This is a genomic window from Streptomyces sp. NPDC049915, assembly GCF_040656475.1.
In the GTDB taxonomy this organism is placed as follows: domain Bacteria; phylum Actinomycetota; class Actinomycetes; order Streptomycetales; family Streptomycetaceae; genus Streptomyces.
Window position 1 is genome coordinate 62,556 of sequence record NZ_JBFAMH010000003.1, and the last position, 25,339, is coordinate 87,894.

Sequence of the window (25,339 nt, forward strand, 5' to 3'; positions counted from 1 at the left end):
CGCCCTCCCGGATCGCGTCCGCCGCAACTCCTGCAGGGGCACACGCCATGATCTCACCTCCGCCGCCGCGCCACCACATGCCGCCGGGTGCCGCAGGGACGGGGTTCAGGCGGGAACGAGCCGGTCGTCGAGGCCGCCCGGCCGGGGTCCGCCGCCGTGCAGGGCGCCGAGGGCGGGCCCAGTGCGCGCCGAAGTGAGCCGCAGCTCGATGATGGCGCGGACGGCGGGCCATTCCTCGTCCAGGATCGAGTAGAACGCGGTGTCGCGCACGACCCCGTCCAGCCCACGGGAGTGGGCCCGGCGCACGCCCTCGCAGGTGGCGCCGAGGCGTTCGATCGCGGCGCGCGAGCGGAGGTTGCGGGCATCGGCGCGGAAGCACACCCGGCGCAGCCGCCAGGTCTCGAAGGCGTGGCGCAGCATGAGCAGCTTGGCCTCGGCGTTGATCCCGGTGCCCTGGGCTCGCGCTGACAGCCAGGTGTTGCCGATCTCGGCGGCGTCCGGGACGGCGGTGACCGGGTCGCCGTGCGGGAGGCCGGGCACGGCGGGCCACACCAGGGGGCCCTGCCAGTAGTCGAGTTCGACGAACCGGGTCGATCCGACGACACGTCCGTCGTCGGCGCGGACCACGGCGAACGGCAGCGCCCGGCCCGCCCCCTGCTCGGCGAGCGCGCGGTCGACGTAATGGGCGGCCCCGTCGAGGCCCTGCGGGACAGGGGTGAACGCATAGGAGCTGCGGTCCTCGGCTGCGGCTTGAGCCAGACCCTCGACATGGTGCGTCGCGAGGGGCTCCAGCCGCGTCAGGCGACCGGCGAGAACGACGGCAACGGGCACGACCTTCGGTCTTTCTGGTGAGGGGGGCTCTCCCGGTCACCGGTGGCCCGGCGCGAAGGGGGGAGAGACAGGATGCGTCAGAGGTCCCGTTGTGCGAGCAACGAAGACGTGAAGGACAGTAGACGGCCGGATGACGTGATTCCGCAAGGCGCGTGCCCTGTGTCGTTGCAGGTCACGTACGGGAAGCCGGGCGTATCGGGCAACGCGAATCCGGTGCCCTCGGCGGTCCGTTCCCGACCGGGGCCGGCCCGTTCTCCTCCTACGGCGACCCGGAGGGTCCGTCGGCGTCCGCGACTCGCAACGCGCTTCGTCGGATTCCTTGACCCCCGACCCCCTCTCCGCGATGCTGTGTTGCGAAATACGAGATGCGTATCGCAATAGGCAACATCTCGATCCTCTGTCAGCCGAGGAGTGGCCATGGCTCAGCAGGTCCGCGCGGTCGTCGCACGCAGCAAGGGTGCCCCCGTCAGTCTGGAAACGATCATCGTGCCCGACCCCGGTCCGGGCGAGGCCGTGGTCAAGATCGAGGCCTGCGGCGTCTGCCACACCGATCTGCACTACCGCGAGGGCGGCATCAGCGACGACTTCCCCTTCCTGCTGGGGCACGAGGCCGCCGGTGTCGTGGAGGCGGTGGGGGAGGGCGTCACCGACGTGGCGCCCGGCGACTTCGTCGTCCTGAACTGGCGGGCGGTGTGCGGCCAGTGCCGCGCGTGTCTGCGCGGCCGGCCCTGGTACTGCTTCAACACGCACAACGCCCGGCAGAAGATGACCCTGACCGACGGCACGGAACTCTCGCCGGCCCTCGGCATCGGCGCCTTCGCGGAGAAGACCCTGGTCGCCGCCGGGCAGTGCACCAAGGTCGACCCGGCCGCCTCCGCGGCCGCCGTCGGTCTGCTCGGGTGCGGCGTGATGGCGGGCATCGGCGCGGCGATCAACACCGGCAACGTCGGCCGCGGCGACACCGTCGCCGTGATCGGCTGCGGCGGTGTCGGCGACGCGGCGATCGTCGGGTCCAAGCTGGCCGGCGCCGCGAAGGTCATCGCCGTCGACATCGACGACCGCAAGCTCGCCACGGCCGAGAAGCTGGGCGCCACGCACACGGTCAACTCCAAGGCGACCGACGCGGTGGAGGCGGTGCGCGAGCTGACCGGCGGCTTCGGCGCCGACGTCGTCATCGAGGCCGTCGGCCGCCCGGAGACCTACCAGCAGGCCTTCTACGCCCGTGATCTGGCCGGCACGGTGGTGCTGGTCGGCGTCCCCACCCCGGAGATGAAGCTGGAGCTGCCGCTGCTGGACGTCTTCGGCCGGGGCGGGGCACTGAAGTCGTCCTGGTACGGCGACTGCCTGCCCTCCCGGGACTTCCCGATGCTCGTCGACCTCTATCTCCAGGGCCGCCTCGACCTGGACGCCTTCGTCACCGAGACGATCGCGCTCGACGACGTCGAGAAGGCCTTCGAGCGCATGCACCACGGCGACGTCCTGCGCTCGGTGGTGGTCCTGTGACCGCCGGGGCACGCATCGAACGCCTCGTCACCTCGGGGACGTTCTCCCTGGACGGCGGCACCTGGGACGTCGACAACAACGTCTGGATCGTCGGTGACGACGACGAGGCCGTGGTGATCGACGCCGCGCACGACGTCGACGCCGTCGAACGCGCCCTCGGCGGACGCGCCCTGCGCGCCATCGTGTGCACCCACGCGCACAACGACCACATCGGCGCAGCCCCCGCCCTCGCCGACCGCACCGGCGCCCCGGTCCTGCTGCACCCGGACGATCTGCCGCTGTGGCGGCAGACCCACCCGGACCGCAAACCCGACGGCGAGCTGGCCGACGGGCAGCGGCTCACGGTGGCGGGCACGGAGCTGACCGTGCTGCACACCCCGGGCCACGCGCCGGGAGCCGTCTGTCTGTACGCGCCCGCGCTGTCCGCGCTGTTCAGCGGTGACACCCTGTTCGCCGGCGGGCCGGGGGCGACGGGACGGTCGTACAGCGACTTCCCGACCATCATCGACTCCATCAGCGAGCGTCTGCTCTCCCTGCCGCACGACACCGTCGTGCACACCGGGCACGGCGACACCACCACCGTCGGCGCCGAGGCGCCGCATCGTCAGGAGTGGATCGACCGCGGCTTCTGAGCAAGCCGCCCCGGCGTGATGGCGGCCCTGCCCCGGCACCGGCGGCAGGGCCGTCGCCGCACCGTGCGAGGCGCCCCCACCCGTGTGCCCGCACCTCCTCACTGGCGCCCGCATGTGCGCCGACCCTGCTTCCCACCTGCGCTTTCGCAGGCGCTCCAGCGTGCCCGGAAAACGCCGCCGGACCTCGCGCAACCCGCCCGGTGAACGCCTTGACAACGCTTCTCGGCGGCCCGCAGACTGACGTTGCGCTAACCGCAATCCGTTTCGCTATACGCACCGAGGTGTCATGATGATTCCCGCGTGCCGTCTCGCGGATCTGCCGCGAGGCGAGGCCCACCGGCTCGACATCGACCCGCCGGTCTCGGTGTTCCACACCGACGACGGCGAGCTCTACGCCATCGACGACACCTGCACCCACCAGGACGCCTCGCTCGCCGACGGCTGGCTGGAGGGCTGCGAGGTCGAATGCCCGCTGCACGCCTCGAAGTTCGACCTCAGGACCGGGGCCGTGGACGCCCCGCCGGCCAAGCTCCCGGTCCGCACCCACGAGGTGATCGTCGAGAACGGCATGATCTTCGTCCGGCTGTCCACCGAGGCACCCAACCTGCCCCCGTGCGTCGCCGCCCGCCTGGCCGGAGGCCCCGCGTGAGGACCGTCGCCGTCGTGGGCGCCTCGCTGGCCGGTCTGTCGGCCGCGCGCTCGCTGCGGCAACGGGGGTACGACGGCCGGCTGGTCGTCATCGGCGACGAGCCCCACCGTCCGTACGACCGGCCGCCGCTGTCCAAGGAGTTCCTCGCCGGAACCCTCGGCGAGGCGGACCTGGCCCTCGAACGCGACGGTGAGGAACTCCAGGCCGAGTGGGTGCTCGGCACCCGCGCCACCGCACTGGACCGCACCGAGCGGTCGATACGGCTCGCCGACGGCCGGGAGATCCGCGCCGACGGCGTCGTCCTCGCGACCGGCGCCGCCGCCCGCACCCTGCCCGGCACGGACGGCCTCGCCGGCGTCCACACGCTGCGCACCCTGGACGACGCCCGCGCCCTGCGGGACGAACTGGCCTTCGGCGGACGGCTGGTGGTGATCGGCGGCGGCTTCATCGGCGCCGAGGTCGCCTCCACGGCGTACGCCCTCGGCCTCGACGTCACCGTGGTCGAGGCGGCCCCGACACCGCTGGCCGGACCGCTCGGCGCGGACATGGGAGCGGTCGTCTCCGCCCTCCATGCCGACCACGGCGTACGGCTGCTGTGCGGGGTGGGCGTCAAGGGGCTGAGCGGCGAGCGGCGCGTCGACGCCGTCCTGCTGGAGGACGGGCGCACCGTCCCCGCGGACATCGTCGTCGTGGGCGTCGGGGCACGCCCCGACGTGGACTGGCTGGAGGGTTCCGGCGTCGCCCTGAACAACGGCGTCACCTGCGGCTCCGACGGGCGCACCAGCCTCGCCGGGGTGGTCGCCGTCGGCGACTGCGCCAACTGGTACGACCCGCACACCGGCACGCACCGCCGCGTCGAGCACTGGACCGGCGCGCTGGAACGGCCCGACGCCGCCGTGGCCACCCTGCTCGCACACGGCGCGCGCGAACCGGGGACGCCCCGGCCGCCGTACTTCTGGTCCGACCAGTACGGCGTGAAGATCCAGTTCACCGGGCACGCCGCCGGCGCCGACAGCGTGACGGTCGAGGCGGGCCGCACCGACGAGCGCAGCTTCCTCGCCGTGTACCGGCAAGCCGGCACGCCCGTCGCCGCGCTCGGGATGAACCAGCCGCGCCTGTTCACCCGCTGGCGCAAGCAGCTCGCCGCGACCTCTTGACACCTCTCTCGCGGCCGCCGATGCTGCGTTGCACATCACACGCGACATTGCGTCATGAGCAACAGAGTGATCGCATCACGCTTCTCACAACGCCGTTCGAAGCCGCTCTTCCCGGCGCGTGACCCACCGACCCACGACGTTCTCCCGAGGAGTGCACCCGTGACCTCGACCAGCCTGCCGGACAGTCTGATCGCCACCCTCCCCGGCTCCTCCTACACCGACCCGGGCATCTTCGCCCAGGAACAGGAGCACATCTTCGAGGCGATGTGGTTCTGCGTCGCCCGCGCCTCCGACCTGCCCAAGCCCGGGGCCTTCCGCACCGTCGACGTGGGCCGCGAGTCGATCCTCGTCACCCGCGCACGCGACTCCTCGATCCGCGCGTTCTTCAATGTGTGCCGGCACCGCGGAGCCAAGCTCTGCACCGAGGAGTCCGGCGAGGTCAAGCGCGCCTTCCAGTGCCCGTACCACGCCTGGACCTACGACCTGAACGGCAAGCTCGTCGCGGCGCCCAACCTCACCAAGATGCCCGACGTCGGCCGTACCGAATACGGCCTGGCCGATGTGGCCGTGCGGGAATGGCTCGGCTATGTCTGGGTGTGCCTTGCGGAGAACCCGCCCTCCTTCGAGGAGGAGGTGATCGGCGCGGTCGTCGAGCGTCTCGGGGACGTGGCGGCGATCGAGCGCTACGGCATCGAGGACCTCGCGGTGGGCAAGCGGATCGTCTACGACGTGCAGGCGAACTGGAAGCTCATCATCGAGAACTTCATGGAGTGCTACCACTGCGCCACGATCCACCCCGAACTCACCGAGGTGCTCCCGGAGTTCGCCGACGGGTACGCCGCCCAGTACTACGTCGGGCACGGCGCGGAGTTCGGCGAGGAGGTCAAGGGCTTCACAGTCGACGGCTCCGAAGGCCTGGACCGCATCCCCGGGGTGTCCGAGGACCAGGACCGGCGCTACTACGCGATCACCGTCAAGCCGCAGGTCTTCATCAACCTCGTGCCCGACCATGTGATCTTCCACCGGATGTACCCGGTCGCCGTCGACCGCACGGTCGTCGAGTGCGACTGGCTGTACCTGCCCGGCGTGGTGGAGAGCGGCAGGGACGTCAGCCGGTCCGTGGAGCTGTTCGACCGGGTCAACCGCCAGGACTTCGACGCCTGTGAGCGCACCCAGCCCGGCATGAGCTCGCGGCTGTACGCCAAGGGCGGTGTGCTGGTGCCCAGCGAGCACCACATCGGCGCCTTCCACGACTGGGTGAACGAGCGGCTCGGCACGCGGCAGCCGGAGTGAGGCCGGGGCCGGTGCCCGGGGCCCGCGCGGGGGGCGTACGCGGGCCGTGCGGCGGTCGTGCTCCGGGCGCTTCGTCCGGCAAGGGCGTGCGGTCCACCACGGGCGTTCGGCGCGGAACAGGTCCGGGCGCTCAGCCCAGGTACCCCATGCGGTGGCTGATCTCGTCCGCCCCCTTCACCAGTACCGGAGCCAGCTCGTGCATGCGCTCCTCGGTGAACCGGTAGGCGGGGCCGGAGGCACTGATCGACGCGATCACCTGGCCCTCGCGGTCCCGGATCGGCGCGGCCATCGCGTGCAACCCGATCTCCAGCTCCTCCCGGGTCCAGGCGTACCCGCGCTCCCGGGCCTCGGCGAGGTCCTTCTCCAGCTTCGCCTTGGAGGAGATCGTGTGCGGGGTCACCTTCTTCAGGCCCGACTCCGTCAGCAGCGTGGCGCGCTGCTTGGCGGGCAGATGCGCCAGCATGATCTTGCCGCTGGAGGTGGCGTGCAGCGGGGTGAGCTGGCCGACCCAGTTGTGGGCGGTCACGGCGGCCGTGCCGCGCACCTGGTACAGGTTGATCGCGTAGTGCTCCTGCATCACGGCGATGTTGACCGTCTCGCCGATCTCCTCCGCGAGACGCTCGCACACCGGCCGGCCCTGCTGGGTGATGTCGATACGCCCCGTGACGGCGCCGGCCAGGCGCACGATGCCGAAGCCGAGCCGGTACTTGCCGCGCTCGCCGGCCTGCTCCACCAGGCCCCGCGACTCCAGGGCGCCCAGCAGGCGGAACGCGGTGGACTTGTGCACGTCCAGCTCGCCGGCCACCTCGCTGACGCCCGCCTCGCCACGCTGGGCGAGGATCTCGAGCACGCTGATGGCACGGTCGACGGACTGCACGCCGCCCGACGGCGGGCCGTTCGTTTCGGTATCCGGACTGTAGTTGCTCATAGCGGAACTATACGCGCGGTAAACAACGCCGTTGCAAGTAACACAACGTGAACGAGAATTTTGCAAGTTGCGCCGTCCGCAACCTAGTGCGTATAGCGCTACCCGTACTAGCATCCGTCGCGTATCGACGGCGCGACCGAGTGAGACGAGGCCCCATGGCTGTCCTGCACTACGACTTCGTCATCGTCGGCGGTGGATCGGCCGGCAGCGCACTGGCGAACCGGCTCTCGGCGGACCCCGGCAACCGGGTGCTCGTCCTGGAGGCGGGCCGCTCCGACTATCCCTGGGACGTCTTCATCCAGATGCCCGCGGCGCTGACCTACCCGATCGGCAGCCGCTTCTACGACTGGAAGTACGAGTCCGAGCCCGAGCCCCACATGGGCGGCCGGCGCATCTACCACGCCCGCGGCAAGGTACTCGGCGGATCCAGCAGCATCAACGGCATGATCTTCCAGCGCGGCAACCCCATGGACTACGAGCGCTGGGCCGCCGACCCCGGCATGGAGACCTGGGACTACGCCCACTGTCTGCCGTACTTCAAGCGGATGGAGAACTGTCTCGCGGCCGACCCGGACGACGAGTTCCGCGGCCACGACGGGCCCCTCGTCCTCGAACGCGGACCGGCCACGAACCCGCTGTTCGGCGCCTTCCTCAAGGCCACCCAGGAAGCGGGCTACGCCCCCACCGACGACGTCAACGGCTACCGGCAGGAGGGCTTCGCCAAGTTCGACCGCAACGTCCACCGCGGGCGCCGCCTTTCGGCCTCCAAGGCCTACCTCAAGCCCGTGATGAAGCGGCCGAACCTCACGGTGACCACCCGTGCCTTCGTCACCCGCGTCCTGTTCGAGGGCAAGCGCGCGGTCGGCGTCGAGTACCGGCGCGGGCGCGGCGCCCCGCAGCAGGTCAGGGCCGGCGAGGTCATCCTGTGCGGCGGCGCGATCAACTCCCCGCAGCTGCTCCAGCTGTCGGGCGTCGGCAATGCCACCGAGCTCTCCGCCCTCGGCATCGACGTCGTCCACGACCTGCCGGGCGTCGGCGAGAACCTCCAGGACCACCTGGAGGTCTACGTCCAGTACGCCTGCAAGCAGCCCGTCTCCATGCAGCCGTACATGGCGAAGTGGCGCGCCCCCTTTATCGGGCTGCAGTGGCTGATGCGCAAGGGCCCGGCCGCCACCAACCACTTCGAGGCCGGCGGGTTCGCGCGCAGCAACGAGGACGTGGAGTATCCCAACCTGATGTTCCACTTCCTGCCCGTCGCGGTCCGCTACGACGGCTCCTCGCCGGCCGGCGGCCACGGCTACCAGGTGCACGTGGGTCCCATGTACTCCGACGCCATCGGCTCGGTGAAGATCAAGAGCCGGGACCCGCGGGTGCACCCGGCGCTGCGCTTCAACTACCTCTCCACCGAGCAGGACCGCCGGGAATGGGTCGAGGCCATCCGGGTCACCCGCGAGATCCTCGGTCAGCCCGCGCTCTCCCCCTACAACGGCGGCGAGATCTCGCCCGGACCCTCCGTCGAGACCGACGAGGAGATCCTCGACTGGGTCGCCAAGGAGGGCGAGACCGCCCTGCACCCGTCGTGCACCTGCAAGATGGGCACCGACGACCTGTCGGTCGTCGACCCGCTCAGCATGAAGGTGCACGGCATGGAGGGGCTGCGCGTGGTGGACGCTTCGGTGATGCCGTACGTCACCAACGGCAACATCTACGCACCCGTGATGATGGTCGCCGAGAAGGCGGCCGACCTCATCCTCGGCAAGCAGCCGCTGGAGCCGTCCAAGGCCGCGTACTACCGGCACCGCGACGCCCAGCAGCAGGTCGGGTAGCCCCCGTGCCCGCCGACGCACTGCGCTCGCTGCTCGGCCGCGTCCGCTACGAGGTGCTGCCCGCCCGCACGACCGAGGAGAAGGTCCTCGCCCATGTCCCGAGTGACGTCGTGGTCACGGTGACGGCGTCGCCGGTCAAGGGTCTGGAGCCGACACTCGCCCTCACCGAGCGGCTCGCGGCGCACGGATATCGGGTCGCCCCGCACGTTCCCGCACGGCTGCTGAGGGACGACGCGCACCTCAAGGACGTGGCCGAGCGGCTGCGCGCGGTGGGCGTCGACGACGTCTTCGTGCCGGCGGGCGACGCCGACCCGCCGGCCGGGCCGTACGAGGGAGCGCTGCCGGTGCTGCGCCGTCTTGACGAGCTGGGCGGCCCCTTCGCGCACCGGGGCATCACCGGCTATCCGGAGAGCCATCCGCTGCTGCGCGACGACATCACCGTCCAGGCGATGTGGGACAAGCGCGCCCACGCCACGTACATCGTCAGCAACCTCTGCTTCGACCCGCGTGTGCTCGGGCACTGGATCGCCCGGATACGGCACCGGGGGGTCACGCTGCCCGTGTACGTCGGTGTCGCCGGGCCCGTGCAACGGGCGAAGCTGCTGGCCATGGCGACGAAGATCGGCGTGGGGGAGTCGACGCGCTTCCTCACCCGGCACGCCTCGTGGTTCGTGCGCTTCGCCACGCCCGGGGGCTATGCGCCGGAGAAGCTCCTTCGGCGCGGCGCCGACGCGCTCACCGCGCCGTCGGCCGGCGTGGCGGGCCTGCACCTGTTCACCTTCAACCAGATCGCCGAGACCGAACGGTGGCGCCGCGCGCTGCTCGACCGCCTCGGCTGAGCCGGAGTCGCCGTGCGCGCACGGCCGCTCGACGCTGTGGGAAACGGGATCCCCAGACCCCTTGACGGTGGTCGCCCCGTCGGACAAGGTGTTCCACCACAAGCAATGCGATGCACAATGCGCAACGAAATCCTGAAGGGTCGGCGCATGGCAGATCTGTATGTGGACGGCGAATGGCGCGCCCCCGTGGCCGGTGGCAGCCGGGAGATCCACTGCCCCGCGGACGGCACACTCGTCGCCACGGTCTCCGAGGCGACACGCCCCGACAGCGAGGCGGCGATCGCCGCGGCACGGCGGGCCTTCGACGCCGGCCCCTGGCCCCACACCCCCGAACGCGAGCGCGGCGCCCTGCTCCTGCGCACCGCCGACATCCTGGAGCGCGACGCGAAGGAGTTCGCCCGCGCCGAGTCCCTCGACACCGGCAAGCGGCTCGTGGAGAGCGAGTACGACATCGCCGACGTCGTCTCCTGCTTCCGCTACTACGGCGGCATCGCCGGCAGCGACGCCGGCCGGGTGGTCGACACCGGCCGCGTCGACGCCGTCAGCCGGGTCACCTACGAACCGGTCGGCGTCTGCGCACTGATCACCCCCTGGAACTACCCGCTGCTTCAGGCCTCCTGGAAGGTCGCCCCTGCCCTCCTCGCCGGCAACACGATCGTGCTCAAGCCCAGCGAGCTCACCCCCTCCACCTCCGTCCTGCTGATGAAGGCGCTCGAAGAGGCGGGGCTGCCGGCCGGTGCGGGCAACTTGATCCTGGGCGCCGGCGCCGAGGCGGGCGCCCCGCTGGCCGAGCACCGGGACGTCGACATGGTGTCCTTCACCGGCGGCCTGGACACCGGCCGGCACATCATGGCCACCGCCGCGGCGACGGTGAAGAAGGTCGCCCTCGAACTCGGCGGCAAGAACCCCAACGTCGTTTTCGCCGACGCCGACTTCGAGGCGGCCGTGGACTTCGCGCTCACCGCGGTCTTCCTGCACTCCGGGCAGGTCTGCTCGGCCGGCGCCCGGCTCGTCGTCGAGGACTCGATCCACGACGCCTTCGTCGACGAGGTCGTCCGCCGCGCCCGCCGGATCCGGCTCGGCGGGCCCTTCGACCCGGAGGCGGAGACCGGCGCGCTGATCTCCGCACAGCACCGGGAGAAGGTCGAGGCGTACGTCGCCGCCGGCCTCGCCGAGGGCGCCGTACTGCGCTGCGGCGGGGCCCGCCCCGACGACCCCGCACTCGCCCACGGCTTCTACTACCTGCCCACGGTCCTCGACGAATGCCGCCAGGACATGCGCGTGGTGCACGAGGAGTCCTTCGGGCCCGTCCTCACCGTCGAGCGCTTCCACGACGAGGACGACGCCGTCCGCATCGCCAACGACACCGAGTACGGACTCGCCGGTGCCGTCTGGACGCAGGACGCCGGCAAGGCCCAGCGGGTCGCGCGCCGGCTGCGCCACGGCACCGTGTGGATCAACGACTACCACCCCTATGTACCGCAAGCCGAATGGGGTGGCTTCGGCTACTCCGGCGTAGGCCGTGAACTGGGGCCGACCGGCCTCGCCGAGTACCGAGAGCCCAAGCACGTCTGGCAGAACATCCAACCCCGGCCGCAGCACTGGTTCAGCGGCTGAACGCCGAAAAGAGGTCGAACGTGACCACAGCACAGACCGAGGTGCCGCAGCGGCGCGGCACGTCCCAGAACCCCGAGGACCGCACCCCGGTCATCTCCGTGCGCCGGCTGTGGAAGGTGTTCGGGCCCAAGGCCGACCAGGTGCCGCAGTCCGAGGAGCTGTGCGGGCTGACCCGCCGCGAACTCATGGACCGCACCGGATGCACCGCCGCCGTGCGCGACGTCAGCTTCGACGTCTCGCCCGGTGAGGTCTTCGTCGTCATGGGCCTGTCCGGCTCCGGCAAGTCGACCCTGGTGCGCTGTCTGACCCGGCTGATCGAACCCACCTCAGGCGAGGTGGTCTTCGAGGGCGAGGACATCCGCGACGCCGACGCCAAGCGCCTGCGCGAACTGCGGCGCAGCAAGTTCTCCATGGTCTTCCAGCACTTCGGCCTGCTGCCGCACCGCAAGGTCGTGGAGAACGTGGCGTTCGGCCTGGAGATCCGCGGCATGGGCCGCTCGGAGCGCATGAGAAAGGCCATGGAGGTCGTCGAACTCGTCGGCCTCGCCGGATACGAGAACTCCTACCCCGACCAGCTCTCCGGCGGCATGCAGCAGCGCGTCGGCCTCGCCCGCGCCCTGGCCGGCGACCCCGAAGTCCTCTTCTTCGACGAGCCGTTCTCCGCGCTCGACCCGCTGATCCGCCGGGACATGCAGAACGAGGTCATCCGGCTGCACCACGAGGTCGGCAAGACGATGGTGTTCATCACCCACGACCTCTCCGAGGCCCTCAAGCTGGGCGATCGCATCCTGATCATGCGCGACGGCAAGATGGTCCAGTGCGGCACCGGCGACGAACTGGTCGGCGCCCCCGCCGACGACTACGTACGCGACTTCGTGCAGGACGTGCCGCGCGGCGATGTCCTCACCCTGCGCTGGATCATGCGCCCGCCGCAGCCCGACGACGCCCTCGACGGCCCCGAGCTGGGCCCGGACGTCGTGGTGCGCGAGGCCACCAGGGCGGTGCTGGCGGCGGAGAAGCCGGTCAAGGTCGTCGAGAACGGCAAGCTGCTCGGCATCGTCGGCGACGAGGAGATCCTCGCCGTCGTCGCCGGGCAGCAGGGCGGTGCCTGATGGCCGCCGTCGCCGACACGACCGCACCGGTCACGACCCTGCGGGAGAAGATCAGCCGCCCCATGGTGGTGGGGGCTATCTTCCTGGCCTGGCTGGTGCTCTTCGCCGTGCTGCGCGGCCGGCAGACCCTCACCCTGGCCGCGGCCGACCTCACGGGACTGCACCGCTGGCTGAACGACGTCAACGACACCATCGGAGCCAACCGCAACTCCAACCCGCTTTTCCTGTACTTCTTCAACGAGATCCGGCTGGGCATCGACAACCTGGTCACCTTCGTCCAGTCCCTGATCTCCCAGCCCACCGCCGGCCGCCCGGTCCCGCAGGTCGGCTGGCTCGGCGTGGTCGGCCTCGCCGGTTACCTCTCCTGGGCCGTCGGCAACTGGCGGGTCGCCCTGCTGGCCGTGGCCGGCTTCACCTTCTTCGGGCTGCAGGGCCTGTGGCAGGAGAGCATGGACACGCTGGCGCTGACCCTGGCGGCGGTCCTCGTGGCACTGCTCATCGGCATCCCGCTCGGCGTCTGGGCGGGTCTTTCCGACCGGTTCAACAAGGTCATGACGCCGTTCCTGGACTTCATGCAGACGATGCCGACCTTCGTCTACCTGGCCCCGCTGACCCTGGTGTTCCTCATCGGCGGCGCCTCCGCCGTGATCACCACGGTGATCTACGCCGCCCCGCCCGCCATCCGCATCACCGCGCACGCCATCCGCTCCGTGCCGGAGACCACCGTGGAGGCGGCCGACTCGCTCGGCACCACCCGCGGACAGCAACTGCGGAAGGTGCTGCTGCCGATGTCGAAGCGCACGGTCGTCATGGGCGTCAACCAGACCATCATGGCCGCCCTCGCCATGGTGACCATCGCCGCCCTGATCGACGCGCCGGGCCTCGGCAAGACCGTCGTCCAGGCCCTGCAGTCGCTCGACGTGGGCACCGCCTTCAACGCCGGTCTCGCCATCGTCGTCATGGCCATCGTGCTCGACCGCGTCACCACGGCGGCCGCCGGCCGCGCCGAGACGGCCCGGCGCACGAGCGGACGACTGGCCCGGTGGCGCCGGCCGCTGCTCGCGGCGGGCGGCATCGGCACCGCGTTCCTGCTCTACGTCTCCCACACCTACGTCTACGCCGCCGAGTTCCCCGGTGACGGCACCGTCGGCACGCACATCGCGAGCGCGGCGGACACCGCGACCACCTGGCTGCAGGACCACCTGTCGGGGCTGACCAACGCGCTGCGGGACGTCATCACCACGGTGCTGCTCAACCCGTTCCAGACGCTGCTCACCGACTCCCCGTGGTGGCTCGTCGGCCTCACCCTGGTCGCGCTCGGCGCGGTGCTCGGCGGCCGGCGCGCGGCGGCCACGGCGGCCGTGTGCGTCGGGCTGCTCGTCGCGACGGGACTGTGGTCGGACGGCATGACCACGCTGGCCTCCACGGCGGTGGCCACGGTGCTGGTCATGCTGCTCGGCGCGGTCTTCGGCGTGTGGATGGGGCGCAGTGCCCTGGTGGACCGGCTGGTGCGGCCCACGCTGGACGCCGCCCAGGTCATGCCGCCGTTCGTCTATCTGGTGCCGTTCCTCGCCCTGTTCGGGGCGACCCGGTTCACCGCGATCGTCGCGGCCGTCGTCTACGCGGCACCCGTGGCGATCAAGATCATCGCGGACGGGGTGCGGACCGTGCCCGAGTCCACCGTGGAGGCGGCCACCTCGGTCGGCTGCAACACCTGGCAGATCATCACCAAGGTCCAGCTGCCCATGGCCCGCAGCGCCCTGACGCTCGCCACCAACCAGGGCCTGATCTACGTGCTGTCGATGGTGGTGGTGGGCGGTCTGGTGGGGGCCGGCGCCCTCGGCTACGACGTCGTGGCCGGGTTCTCGCAGGGACAGCTGTACGGCAAGGGCCTGGCGGCCGGGCTCGCCATCGTCCTGCTGGGAGTCATGTTCGACCGGATCACTCAGGCTGCGGCGCGACGCACCCGGGCATAAGGAGCACCACACCATGGCACGACACTGGAGAACCGGCGCGGCCGGCCTGACCGTTCTCGGCCTGACGCTCACGGGGTGCGTGGGAGCGAAGGTCGGCGAGGACACCTCCGCCGCGAAGAACGCGGACGGCACCTGCGGCACCTTCAACCTGGCCGTCAACCCGTGGGTGGGTTACCAGGCGGACGCGGCGGTCGTCGCGTACGTGGCGCAGCACGATCTCGGCTGCAAGGTCACCAAGAAGGACCTGAAGGAGGAGATCGCCTGGCAGGGCTTCGGCACCGGCGAGGTCGACGCGGTCCTGGAGAACTGGGGTCACGACGACCTGAAGAAGAAGTACGTCACCGGTCAGAAGACCGCCGTCCTGGCCGGGCAGACCGGCAACAAGGGTGTCATCGGCTGGTGGGTGCCGCCGTGGCTGGCCAAGGCCCACCCGGACATCAAGGACTGGCGGAACCTGAACAAGTACGCCGCCAGCTTCAAGACCTCCGAGTCCGGCGGCAAGGGCCAGCTCCTCGACGGCGACCCCTCCTACGTCACCAACGACGCGGCGCTGGTGACGAATCTGAAGCTGGACTTCAAGGTGGTGTACGCGGGCAGCGAGACCGCGCTCATCCAGGCGTTCCGCAACGCCGAGAAGAACAAGCAGTGGCTGATCGGCTACTTCTACGAGCCGCAGTGGTTCATGACCGAGGTGCCGCTGGTCAAGGTCGATCTGCCGGCGTACAGGACCGGCTGTGACGCCGACGCGGCCAAGATCGCCTGTGACTACCCCGTCTACGGCCTGGACAAGATCGTCAGTGCCCAGTTCGCCAAGTCGGGCAGCCCGGCGTACAAGCTGGTGAAGAACTTCCACTGGACCAACGAGGACCAGAACACCGTCGCCAAGTACATCGCCGTGGACAAGATGTCCGACGACGCGGCGGCCAAGAAGTGGGTGGAGGCGAACCGCGGCACGGTGGAGGCCTGGCTGAAGTAACGAGGCCGTACGGCAGAGCTGTTGATGATGCCCGGCGGGCGGCGCGCACACCTGCGTGCCGCCCGCCGGGCATCGCCGCGTCCGGCCTGTTCTCCGGGCTGTTTTCCGACGTCACGCACCCCTTGACACCCATCATGGGGACAGGCAGATTGAGTTGCGCAACCTGAAGCGAGTTGCGTAGAAGGCAACTGGACGGTTTCGAGTTCGGAGGTTGGGCGATGGCGGGACCCCGAGTGGTCATCATCGGAGCGGGTGTCGTGGGAGCGGCCCTCGCGGATGAGATCTCCGCGCGCGGCTGGACCGAAGTGACCGTGGTCGACCAGGGCCCCCTGCCGGCCACCGGGGGTTCCTCCTCGCACGCCCCGGGCCTGGTCTTCCAGACGAACGCCTCGAAGACCATGACGGAGCTGGCCCGCTACACCGTCGAGAAGTTCCGCTCCCTGGACGTGGACGGCAAGCCCTGCTTCCTCCAGGTCGGCGGCCTGGAAGTGGCGACCAGCCCCGAGCGCCTCGCCGAGCTGCGGCGCCGGCACGGCTGGATCACCTCCTGGGGCGTCGAGGGGCGCCTGCTCACCCCCGACGAGTGCGTGGAGCAGCACCCCCTCCTCGACCGCGACAGGATCCTCGGCGGTCTGCTGATCCCCACCGACGGCCTGGCCAAGGCCGTCCTCGCCGTCGAGGCGCAGATCCGCCGGGCCACCGAGCGCGGCGTGCGCTTCCTCGCCCGCCACGAGGTCCTGGACATCAAGCAGAGCGAGGGCCGCGTCACCGGCGTCGTCACCGACCACGGCGAACTCGACGCCGACATCGTCGTGTGCTGCGCCGGCATCTGGGGCCCGAGGATCGCCCGCATGGTCGGCATGAACCTGCCGCTGACCCCGCTCGCCCACCAGCTCGCCTGGACCGGCCCGGTCCCCGCCCTTGCCGGCCAGACCGAGGAGGCGATCCGCCCGATCCTGCGCCACCAGGACGCCGACCTGTACTACCGCGACCGCTACGACGGCCTCGGCATCGGCTACTACGGCCACCGCCCCATGCCCGTCTCCGCCGACGACATCCTCTCCGTGGACGAGGCCGAGGAGATGCCCTCGGTGCTGAAGTTCACCGAGGAGGACTTCGAGCCGGCCTGGGCCGAGACGCAGTCCCTGCTCCCGGCGACCCAGGAGGCGAAGGTCGAGGAGGGCATCAACGGCCTGTTCTCCTTCACCACCGACGGCTACCCGCTGCTCGGCGAGTCCCCTCAGGTCAAGGGCTTCTGGGTCGCCGAGGCCGTGTGGGTCACTCACTCCGCTGGCGTCGGCCGGGCCGTCGCCGAATGGCTGGTCGACGGCTACTGCTCCTCCTTCGACCTGCACGAGTGCGACGTCAACCGCTTTGAACCGCACCAGCTCTCCCCGGAGTACGTGCTGGCCCGCGACTGCCGGAACTTCGAGGAGGTCTACGACATCCTCCACCCGCTCCAGCCGTCCGGCGACCCGCGCCCGATCCGCACCAGCCCTTTCTACGCCCGCCAGCAGGACCACGGCGCGTTCTTCCTGGAGGCCAACGGCTGGGAGCGCCCCCAGTGGTACGACGCCAACGCACCGCTGGTCGAGGGGCGCAAGATCCCCACCCCCAACGACTGGGCGGCACGCTACTGGTCCCCGATCGTCGGCGCCGAAGCCCAGGCCACCCGCGAGACCGTCGCCCTGTACGACATGACCGCCCTCAAGCGCCTGGAGGTCACTGGTCCGGGTGCCGCGGCCTTCCTGGAACGCCTGTGCACCGGCAAGATCGACAAGTCGGTCGGCTCGGTGACGTACACGCTGCTCCTCGACCACGACGGCGGCATCCGCAGTGACGTCACCGTCGCCCGCCTCGCCCGCGACCGCTTCCAGGTCGGCGCCAACGGCAACCTCGACCTCGACTGGTTCACCCGGCACCTGCCCGCCGCCGGCACCGTCCAGGTCCGCGACATCACCGCCGGCACCTGCTGCATCGGCCTATGGGGACCGCTCGCCCGCACAGTCCTGCAGCCCCTCACCGACGAGGACTTCTCCAACGAGGGCCTGAAGTACTTCCGCGCCAAGCACGCCTACATCGGCTCGGTGCCCGTGACGGCCATGCGACTGAGTTACGTCGGCGAACTCGGCTGGGAGCTGTACACCACCGCCGACCAGGGGCTGAAGCTGTGGGACACCCTGTGGGCGGCGGCCGAACCGCTCGGCGGCGTCATCGCCGGCCGCGGCGCCTTCAACAGCCTCCGCCTGGAGAAGGGTTACCGCTCCTTCGGCACCGACATGACCTACGAGCACGACCCCTACGAGGCCGGCGTCGGCTTCGCCGTCAAGCCCGACAAGGGTGACTTCATCGGCAAGGCGGCGCTGGAACTGCGCAAGGCCGACGTGCGGCGCAGGCTCACCTGCCTCACCATCGACGACCCGCAGGCCGTCGTCCTCGGCAAGGAGCCGGTGTACGCCGGCGAGAGGCCCGTCGGCTACGTCACCAGCGCCGCCTACGGCTACACCATCGGCAACGGCATCGCCTACGCCTGGCTCCCGGCCGAACTCGCCACCCCCGGCACCACCGTGCACATCGGCTACTTCGACCAGCGGATCGAGGCGGTCGTCGCCGAGGAGCCGCTGTTCGACCCGACCATGTCCCGTCTGCGTGGCTGACCCTCCGGAAGGAGCACCGCCGGTGACCGCACAACTCCTCGACGGCAAGGCGACCGCGGCCGGCATCCGCCGCGCACTTGCTGACAGAGTAGCCAAGTTGACAGCCATCCAAGGGCGCCCGCCAGGACTCGGTACCGTCCTCGTCGGCGACGACCCCGGCAGCCACGCCTACGTCGGCGGCAAGCACCGCGACTGCGCCCAGGTCGGCATCGCCTCCCTGCGCCGCGAACTGCCCGCCGACGCCGGCCGGCAGCAGGTCGAGGACGTCATCGACGAACTCAACGCCGACCCCGCCTGCACCGGCTACATCGTCCAGCTGCCCCTCCCGCGCCACCTGGACGCGAACGCCGTCCTCGCCCGCATGGACCCGGCCAAGGACGCCGACGGACTGCACCCCGTCAACCTCGGCCGGCTCGTCCTCGGCACCGACGCCCCGCTGCCCTGCACCCCGCGCGGCATCGTCGAACTCCTGCGCCGGTACGACGTCCCGCTCGCCGGCGCGCGGGTGTGCGTCATCGGCCGGGGCATCACCGTCGGCCGCCTCATCGGACTGCTGCTGACCCGCCGGTCCGAGAACGCCACCGTCACCCTGTGCCACACCGGAACCAAGGACCTGGCCCGGCACACCCGCGTGGCGGACATCGTCGTCGCGGCGGCCGGCTCACCCGGACTGATCACCCAGGACATGCTGCGCCCCGGCGCCGCCGTCCTGGACGTCGGCATCACCCGCACCGAGCAGGGGCTCGTCGGCGACATCCACCCGGACGCCGCCGAGGTCGCCGGATGGCTCGCCCCCATGCCCGGGGGAGTGGGACCCATGACCCGCGCGATGCTGCTCGCCAATGTCGTCGAGGCCGCCGAGAGGAACGCGAACACCGTATGAACGCGCTGAACACGCCCCTGGCGGAGCTGGACCCCGAGGTCCACGAAGCCCTCCGCGCCGAGCTGCACCGCCAGCAGTCCACCCTGGAGATGATCGCCTCCGAGAACTTCGCACCCACCGCGGTGATGGAGGCCCAGGGCTCGGTCGCGACCAACAAGTACGCCGAGGGCTACCCCGGCCGCCGCTACTACGGCGGCTGCGAACACGTCGACGTCACCGAGCGGCTCGCCATCGAACGCGTCAAGTCCCTCTTCGGGGCGTCCTTCGCCAACGTCCAGCCGCACTCGGGCGCGCAGGCCAACACGGCCGTCTTCTTCGCCCTGCTCCAGCCCGGCGACACCGTCCTCGGCCTGGACCTCGCGCACGGCGGCCACCTCACCCACGGCATGCGCCTCAACTACAGCGGCAAGATGCTCAACGTCGTGCCCTACCACGTCTGCGAGGGGGACCACCTCGTCGACATGGACGAGGTGGAGCGGCTCGCCAAGGAACATCGCCCCAAGATGATCATCGCGGGCTGGTCGGCGTACCCCAGGCAGCTGGACTTCGCCGCCTTCCGCCGGATCGCCGACGAGGTCGGCGCCCTCCTCATGGTCGACATGGCTCACTTCGCGGGCCTGGTCGCCGCCGGACTGCACCCGAGCCCCGTCCCGCACGCGCATGTCGTCACCACCACCACGCACAAGACACTCGGCGGCCCCCGCGGCGGCGTGATCCTCACCAACGACGCCGACCTCGCGAAGAAGATCAACTCGGCGGTGTTCCCGGGCATGCAGGGCGGCCCGCTCGAGCACGTCATCGCCGCCAAGGCGGTCGCCTTCAAGGTCGCGGCCACCCCCGCGTTCGCCGAACGCCAGGCCCGCACCCTGGCCGGCGCCCACCTCCTCGCCGAACGCCTCGGCCGCCCCGACGCGGCCGCGGCCGGCGTGAAGGTGCTGACGGGCGGCACCGACGTCCACCTCGTCCTGGTCGACCTGCGCGACTCGCCCCTGGACGGCAAGCAGGCCGAGGACCTCCTCCACCAAATCGGCATCACCGTCAACCGCAACGCCGTCCCCTTCGACCCGCGCCCGCCCATGGTCACCTCCGGCCTGCGCATCGGCACCCCGGCCCTGGCCACCCGCGGCTTCACCGAGGCCGACTTCGCCGAGGTCGCCGACGTCATCGCACTCGCCCTCCAGCCCGCGCCGGACATCACCGCCCTGCGCGCCCGCACGGAGGCCCTCGCGGCCAAGCACCCGCTCTACCCGCACCTCTCGCACGACGGAGACGCCCGATGAGCCCCCGCACCCCAGGCGCCGACCTCCCCGACCACCCCGACTTCCTGTGGCGCAACCCCGACCCCAAACCGTCCTACGACGTGATCGTCGTGGGCGGCGGCGGACACGGCCTGGCCACCGCCCACTATCTGGCGAAGAACCACGGCATCACCAACGTCGCCGTGCTGGAGAAGGGGTGGCTGGCGGGCGGCAACATGGCCCGCAACACCACGATCATCCGCTCCAACTACCTGTGGGACGAGAGCGCCGGGATCTACGAGCACGCCCTGAAACTGTGGGAGGGGCTGGAGGAGGAGCTGGACTACCCGATCCTCTTCTCCCAGCGCGGTGTGCTGAACCTCGCCCACAGCCTCCAGGACGTCCGCGACAGCGTCCGCCGCGTCGAGGCCAACCGCCTCAACGGCGTCGACGCCGAATGGCTGGACGCGGACGGGGTCAAGGAAGTCTGCCCGATCGTCAACACCTCGCCCGACGTGCGCTACCCGGTCCTCGGCGGCACCTACCAGCCGCGCGCCGGCATCGCCAAGCACGACTACGTGGCCTGGGGCTTCGCCCGCTCCGCGGACGCCGCCGGCATCGACATCATCCAGAACTGCGAGGTCACCGGCCTCGACGTGATCGGCGGCCGGGTCGTCGGCGTACAGACCACCCGCGGTCCCATCGCGGCCGGCAAGGTCGCCCTGTGCTCGGCCGGCCACACCTCGGTCCTCGCCGCCATGGCCGGCGTCGAACTGCCCCTCCAGAGCCACCCGTTGCAGGCACTCGTCTCCGAACTCCTGGAGCCGGTGCATCCGACGGTCGTCATGTCCAACGCCGTCCACGTGTACGTCAGCCAGGCGCACAAGGGCGAGCTGGTGATGGGCGCCGGCATCGACGCGTACAACTCCTACACCCAGCGCGGCGCGTTCCACATCATCGAGGAGCAGATGGCGGCCGCCCTGGAGCTCTTCCCGGTGTTCGCCCGCGCCCACGTGCTGCGCACCTGGGGCGGCATCGTCGACGTCAGCCCCGACGCCTCGCCCATCGTCGGACTCTCCCCGGTCGGCAACCTCTACCTCAACTGCGGCTGGGGCACCGGCGGTTTCAAGGCGACCCCGGGTGTCGGCTGGGTCTACGCCCACACCATCGCCCACGACACGCCCCACGCCCTGAACGCCCCGTTCTCGCTCGACCGTTTCACCACCGGCGCGCTCGTCGACGAGCACGGCGCGGCCGCGGTGGCCCACTAGGAGCCGACCCATGCTGCTGATCTCCTGCCCGTGGTGCGGGCCCCGCGACGAGGCCGAGTTCCACTACGGCGGCCAGGCCCACGTGCCTTACCCCGAGGACCCGGCCGCCCTCACCGACGAGGAGTGGGCCCGCTACCTGTTCTTCCGCGACAACCCCAAGGGACCCTTCGCCGAACGCTGGAGCCACGCGGCGGGCTGCCGCAAGTGGTTCAACGCGGTACGGAACACGGCGACGAACGAGATCCTGGCGGTGTACAAGACGGGCGAGCCGCGCCCGGAGACGCTCCAGCCGCGCCCGGCAACGTCTCAGCCGACTCCGGTCGTCTCCCAGCCGCGCCCGGCCACGTCTCAGCCGGGTCCCGTCACCTCTCAGCCGAGCGCGGTCGCTTCTCAGCCCGGTCCGGCACCATCAGCCCGTCCGGCGACTGAGGACGAGGCCGTTCAGGCCGAAGGGGGGCCTGGGGGCGCAGCCCCCAGCGGGGTCGAAGGGGCCGAGCCCCTTCAGGAGGGGACGCGTAGGGGCGGCGGGGGCGCAACCCAGCCGTTCCGCACCCCCACCGGCGGCCGCATAGACCGAGACATCCCCCTCACCTTCACCTTCGACGGCAAGGAGTACCGCGGCTACCGAGGCGACACCCTCGCCTCCGCCCTCCTCGCCAACGGCGTCATCCAGGCCGGCACCAGCATCAGACTCGGCCGCCCCCGCGGCATCTTCTCCGCCGGCGTCGAGGAACCGAACGCGGTCGTCCAGATCGAGGCCCCCTTCCCGGAGCCCATGCTCCCCGCCCCCGCCGTCGAGCTGTACGACGGCCTGGTCGCGAGCAGCCTGCCGGGCCAGGGCCGCCTCGCCACCGACCCCGACCCCGCCCGCTACGACGCCGTGCACGCCCACTGCGACCTGCTGGTCGTCGGCGCCGGCCCGGCCGGTCTCGCGGCCGCGGCGGCGGCAGCGGACAGCGGCGCCCGCGTCATCCTCGCCGACGACCAGCCCGAGCCGGGCGGCAGCCTGCTCGGCACCGGCGAGCACCTCGACTGGGTCGCCGAGACCCACGCCCGGCTCGACCTCGCGCCCGAGGTGCGCGTCCTGCGCCGTACCACCGTCTTCGGCTACTACGACGACAACCACCTGCTCGCCGTCGAGCGCCGCACCAGCCACCTCGGCGCCGACGCCCCCGGGAACGTCTCCCGCGAGCGGGTCTGGCGCATCCGCGCCCGGCGCGTGGTCCTCGCGACCGGCGCCCACGAACGCTCGCTGGCGTTCGGCGACAACGACCGCCCCGGTGTGATGCTGGCGGCTTCGGCCCGGACGTACCTGCACCGCTACGGGGTCGTCCCCGGCCGCCACGCGGTGGTGTTCACCACCAACGACAGCGCCTACGCCGCCGCACTCGACCTCGCAGCAGCCGGCGTGCACATCGCGGCGATCGTCGACCCCCGGCCCGAGCCGGGGGAGTGGGCGCGGCGGGCCGGGGCCGCGGGGATCGAGGTGCTCGCCGGGCACGCGGTGACCGGCACGGAGGGCGCCGCCCGGCTCACCGCCGTGACCGTCGCCCCGTACGGACACAGCGCCGGACAGCGGGAGTTCGCCGTCGACCTGCTGCTGGTCTCCGGCGGCTGGAACCCGGTCGCGCACCTGTTCAGCCAGTCCGGCGGCAAGCTCCGCCACGACGACACGCTCGGCACGTTCGTTCCCGACAGCGCCCGTCAGGCGGTCGAGGCCGCGGGCAGCGCCAACGGCGCCTTCGACCTCGCCACGTCCCTCACCGAGGGCGCGGCGGCCGGCGCCCGCGCCATCGAGGCGGAGGGTTACACCGCCGCCACACCCGCCCTGCCGGCCGTGGCCGTCCAGCCGTACACCCCGCCCCTGCCGGTCTTCACGATCCCCACCCCCACCGGCGCGCCCCGGTTCGTCGACCTCCAGCGCGACGTCACCGTCGACGACCTGGCCCGGGCCACCGGGGCGGGACTGCGCTCGGTGGAGCACACCAAGCGTTACACCACCGCCGGCACCGGCGGCGACCAGGGCCGCACGGCCGGCGTGCTGGCGAGCGGGGTCGTCGCCGAACTCCTCGGCGTGGACATCTCGGCGCTGGGCCTGCCGACCTTCCGCCCGCCGTACACACCGGTGTCCTTCGCCGCCCTCGCCGGCCGCGACCGCGGCGCGCTGAGCGACCCGGTCCGCACCACCGCCCTGCACGCCTGGCATGCCGAGCACGGCGCGCTGTTCGAGAACGTCGGCCAGTGGAAGCGGCCCTGGTACTACCCGCGGCCCGGCGAGGACATGGAGAGCGCGGTACTGCGCGAGTGCCGCGCCGCCCGCGAGGGCGTCGCCTTCATGGACGCCTCCACCCTCGGCAAGATCGACGTACAGGGGCCGGACGCGGCGGTCCTCCTCGACCGGCTCTACACCAACATGATGAGCACCCTGAAGGTCGGCATGATCCGCTACGGCGTGATGTGCCGTCCGGACGGCATGGTCTTCGACGACGGCACGGTCATCCGGCTCGAGAAGAACCGCTTCCTGGTCACCACCACGACCGGCAACGCAGCCGCCGTACTGGACTGGATGGAGGAGTGGCTGCAGACGGAGTGGCCCGACCTGAAGGTGCACTGCACCTCCGTCACCGAGCAGTGGGCCACCGTCGCCCTGGTCGGTCCGAAGTCCCGCGAGGTCCTCGGCTCCCTCGCGCCCGAACTGGCCGTCTCCAACGACGACTTCCCGTTCATGGCGTGGCGGGAGACGACCGTGGCGGGCATCGGGGCGCGGGTCTGCCGCATCTCCTTCTCCGGCGAACTCGCCTACGAGATCAACGTCTCGCCCTGGGAGGCCCTCGCCCTGTGGGAGGCGCTGTACGAGGCCGGCGCCCCGTACGGCATCACCCCGTACGGCACGGAGACCATGCACGTCCTGCGCGCCGAGAAGGGCTACCCGATCATCGGCCAGGACACCGACGGCACGGTCACCCCGCAGGACCTCGGCATGAACTGGGCGGTGTCGAAGAAGAAGCCCGACTTCATCGGCAAGCGCTCCTACGCCCGCGCCGACACCGTCCGTCCCGACCGCAAGCACCTCGTCGGCCTGCTGCCCGAGGACCCGGCCGACTTCCTGCCCGAGGGCACCCACCTGGTCGCCGACAGCGAACTGCCCGCCCCGCCGGTGCCGATGCTCGGGCACGTCACCTCCAGCTACCGCAGCGCGGCGCTCGGCCGTGCCTTCGCGCTCGCCCTGATCAAGGGCGGCCGGGAACGCATCGGCGAACGCCTCTACGCGCCCGTCGGCGACCGCCTGGTCCCGGTGACCGTCGCCAGTCCCGTCCTCTTCGACCCCGAGGGAGCCCGCCGCGATGGCTGACACCGCCCTGACCGCACGGCAGCGCAGCCCCCTGGCGCACGCCGCCGCCCGCCTGGCCGCCGCGACCCGTGCCTCCCGGGGAGCGATCCGCCTGGCCGAACTGCCCCTGCTGGCGCAGGTGAACGTGCGGCTCGACGCCAAGGGCCAGGCCGCGGACGCCGTCGGGCTCGCCCTGGGCCTCCAACTGCCTCTGGAACCCAACACGGTCGTCCACGCCGGGGAGGTCACCGTGGTGTGGCTCGGCCCCGACGAATGGCTCGTGGTGGGCCGGCCCGGCACCCAGCGGGACCTGGAGAGCCGGATCCGCGAGGCGGCCGGGGACGAGCACGTGTCCGTCACCGACGTCTCCGCCCAGCGCACCACCCTGCTGGTCGGCGGGCCACGCGCCCGCGACCTGCTGGCCCACGGCTGCTCGCTGGACCTGCACCCGCGGGCCTTCGGCCCCGGGCGCTGCGCCCAGACGACGCTGGCCCGCACCCAGGTCGTCCTCGTGGCCCGCGACGAGTCCAGGGCGGGTTTCTGGGTCCTGGTGCGGTCCTCCTTCGCCGGCTATCTGACGGACTGGCTGCTGGACGCGGCCGTGGAGTACCGGTGAGGGG

19 protein-coding genes are annotated in these 25,339 nt (G+C 71.3%); 17 read left to right on the forward strand and 2 right to left on the reverse strand.

Features of this window, described 5'->3' with window-relative positions; genetic code table 11:
* Positions 1-105 precede the first annotated feature (105 nt).
* Positions 106-831, reverse strand: a complete 726-nt coding sequence (locus AB0J12_RS05080) for a GNAT family protein (RefSeq protein ID WP_363262813.1) — start codon at positions 829-831, stop codon at positions 106-108.
* Between the two features lie 417 nt (positions 832-1,248).
* Between AB0J12_RS05080 and AB0J12_RS05085 the strand changes: the two genes are divergently transcribed.
* The 5 genes from AB0J12_RS05085 to AB0J12_RS05105 all read left to right on the forward strand — a co-directional run bounded on the left by AB0J12_RS05085 (position 1,249) and on the right by AB0J12_RS05105 (position 6,065).
* Positions 1,249-2,334 carry an S-(hydroxymethyl)mycothiol dehydrogenase gene (locus tag AB0J12_RS05085; protein WP_363262814.1) on the forward strand — a complete coding sequence of 362 codons (1,086 nt, stop codon included), beginning with the start codon at positions 1,249-1,251 and terminating at the stop codon, positions 2,332-2,334.
* Positions 2,331-2,966, forward strand: a complete 636-nt coding sequence (locus AB0J12_RS05090) for an MBL fold metallo-hydrolase (RefSeq protein ID WP_363262815.1) — start codon at positions 2,331-2,333, stop codon at positions 2,964-2,966. Before AB0J12_RS05085 ends, AB0J12_RS05090 begins: the two co-directional genes overlap by 4 nt.
* 286 nt (positions 2,967-3,252) lie before the next feature.
* A complete protein-coding gene (locus tag AB0J12_RS05095; protein ID WP_363262816.1) occupies positions 3,253-3,615 on the forward strand; it encodes a bifunctional 3-phenylpropionate/cinnamic acid dioxygenase ferredoxin subunit in 363 nt (120 codons plus the stop codon).
* Positions 3,612-4,772 (forward strand): FAD-dependent oxidoreductase, encoded by a 1,161-nt coding sequence (locus AB0J12_RS05100; protein WP_363262817.1) that lies wholly within the window; start codon positions 3,612-3,614, stop codon positions 4,770-4,772. The genes AB0J12_RS05095 and AB0J12_RS05100 overlap by 4 nt, the downstream gene beginning before the upstream one ends.
* A gap of 159 nt (positions 4,773-4,931) precedes the next feature.
* Entirely contained in the window at positions 4,932-6,065 is a 1,134-nt protein-coding gene (locus tag AB0J12_RS05105) for an aromatic ring-hydroxylating dioxygenase subunit alpha (protein ID WP_363262818.1), read from the forward strand.
* Between the two features lie 130 nt (positions 6,066-6,195).
* Here the strand turns inward: AB0J12_RS05105 and AB0J12_RS05110 are convergent, their stop codons facing one another.
* Entirely contained in the window at positions 6,196-6,993 is a 798-nt protein-coding gene (locus tag AB0J12_RS05110; protein ID WP_363262819.1) for an IclR family transcriptional regulator, read from the reverse strand.
* Positions 6,994-7,148: 155 nt separating this feature from the next.
* Between AB0J12_RS05110 and betA the strand changes: the two genes are divergently transcribed.
* The 12 genes from betA to AB0J12_RS05170 all read left to right on the forward strand — a co-directional run bounded on the left by betA (position 7,149) and on the right by AB0J12_RS05170 (position 25,335).
* Positions 7,149-8,819 (forward strand): choline dehydrogenase, encoded by a 1,671-nt coding sequence (betA, locus tag AB0J12_RS05115; protein WP_363262820.1) that lies wholly within the window; start codon positions 7,149-7,151, stop codon positions 8,817-8,819.
* 5 nt (positions 8,820-8,824) lie between these two features.
* Complete coding sequence (locus AB0J12_RS05120; RefSeq protein WP_363262821.1) at positions 8,825-9,658, forward strand: 5,10-methylenetetrahydrofolate reductase; 834 nt, start codon at positions 8,825-8,827, stop codon at positions 9,656-9,658.
* A 147-nt stretch (positions 9,659-9,805) separates the two neighbouring features.
* A complete protein-coding gene (locus AB0J12_RS05125; protein WP_363262822.1) occupies positions 9,806-11,275 on the forward strand; it encodes an aldehyde dehydrogenase family protein in 1,470 nt (489 codons plus the stop codon).
* A gap of 20 nt (positions 11,276-11,295) precedes the next feature.
* Positions 11,296-12,387 carry a glycine betaine/L-proline ABC transporter ATP-binding protein gene (locus AB0J12_RS05130; RefSeq protein WP_363262823.1) on the forward strand — a complete coding sequence of 364 codons (1,092 nt, stop codon included), beginning with the start codon at positions 11,296-11,298 and terminating at the stop codon, positions 12,385-12,387.
* Entirely contained in the window at positions 12,387-14,363 is a 1,977-nt protein-coding gene (locus AB0J12_RS05135; protein WP_363262824.1) for an ABC transporter permease subunit, read from the forward strand. The genes AB0J12_RS05130 and AB0J12_RS05135 overlap by 1 nt, the downstream gene beginning before the upstream one ends.
* 13 nt (positions 14,364-14,376) lie before the next feature.
* Positions 14,377-15,339 carry an ABC transporter substrate-binding protein gene (locus AB0J12_RS05140; protein ID WP_363262825.1) on the forward strand — a complete coding sequence of 321 codons (963 nt, stop codon included), beginning with the start codon at positions 14,377-14,379 and terminating at the stop codon, positions 15,337-15,339.
* Between the two features lie 218 nt (positions 15,340-15,557).
* Complete coding sequence (locus tag AB0J12_RS05145) at positions 15,558-17,996, forward strand: FAD-dependent oxidoreductase (RefSeq protein WP_363262826.1); 2,439 nt, start codon at positions 15,558-15,560, stop codon at positions 17,994-17,996.
* Positions 17,997-18,018: 22 nt separating this feature from the next.
* Entirely contained in the window at positions 18,019-18,879 is an 861-nt protein-coding gene (locus AB0J12_RS05150; RefSeq protein WP_363262827.1) for a bifunctional methylenetetrahydrofolate dehydrogenase/methenyltetrahydrofolate cyclohydrolase, read from the forward strand.
* Positions 18,876-20,159, forward strand: coding sequence for a serine hydroxymethyltransferase (gene glyA / locus AB0J12_RS05155; protein WP_363262828.1), 1,284 nt, complete (start codon positions 18,876-18,878; stop codon positions 20,157-20,159). The genes AB0J12_RS05150 and glyA overlap by 4 nt, the downstream gene beginning before the upstream one ends.
* Positions 20,156-21,388: a sarcosine oxidase subunit beta family protein gene (locus AB0J12_RS05160; RefSeq protein WP_363262829.1), complete on the forward strand. Its 1,233-nt coding sequence runs from the start codon at positions 20,156-20,158 to the stop codon at positions 21,386-21,388. The genes glyA and AB0J12_RS05160 overlap by 4 nt, the downstream gene beginning before the upstream one ends.
* A gap of 10 nt (positions 21,389-21,398) precedes the next feature.
* Positions 21,399-24,740, forward strand: coding sequence for a sarcosine oxidase subunit delta family protein (locus AB0J12_RS05165; protein ID WP_363262830.1), 3,342 nt, complete (start codon positions 21,399-21,401; stop codon positions 24,738-24,740).
* Positions 24,733-25,335, forward strand: a complete 603-nt coding sequence (locus AB0J12_RS05170) for a sarcosine oxidase subunit gamma family protein (protein ID WP_363262831.1) — start codon at positions 24,733-24,735, stop codon at positions 25,333-25,335. The genes AB0J12_RS05165 and AB0J12_RS05170 overlap by 8 nt, the downstream gene beginning before the upstream one ends.
* Positions 25,336-25,339: the final 4 nt, after the last annotated feature.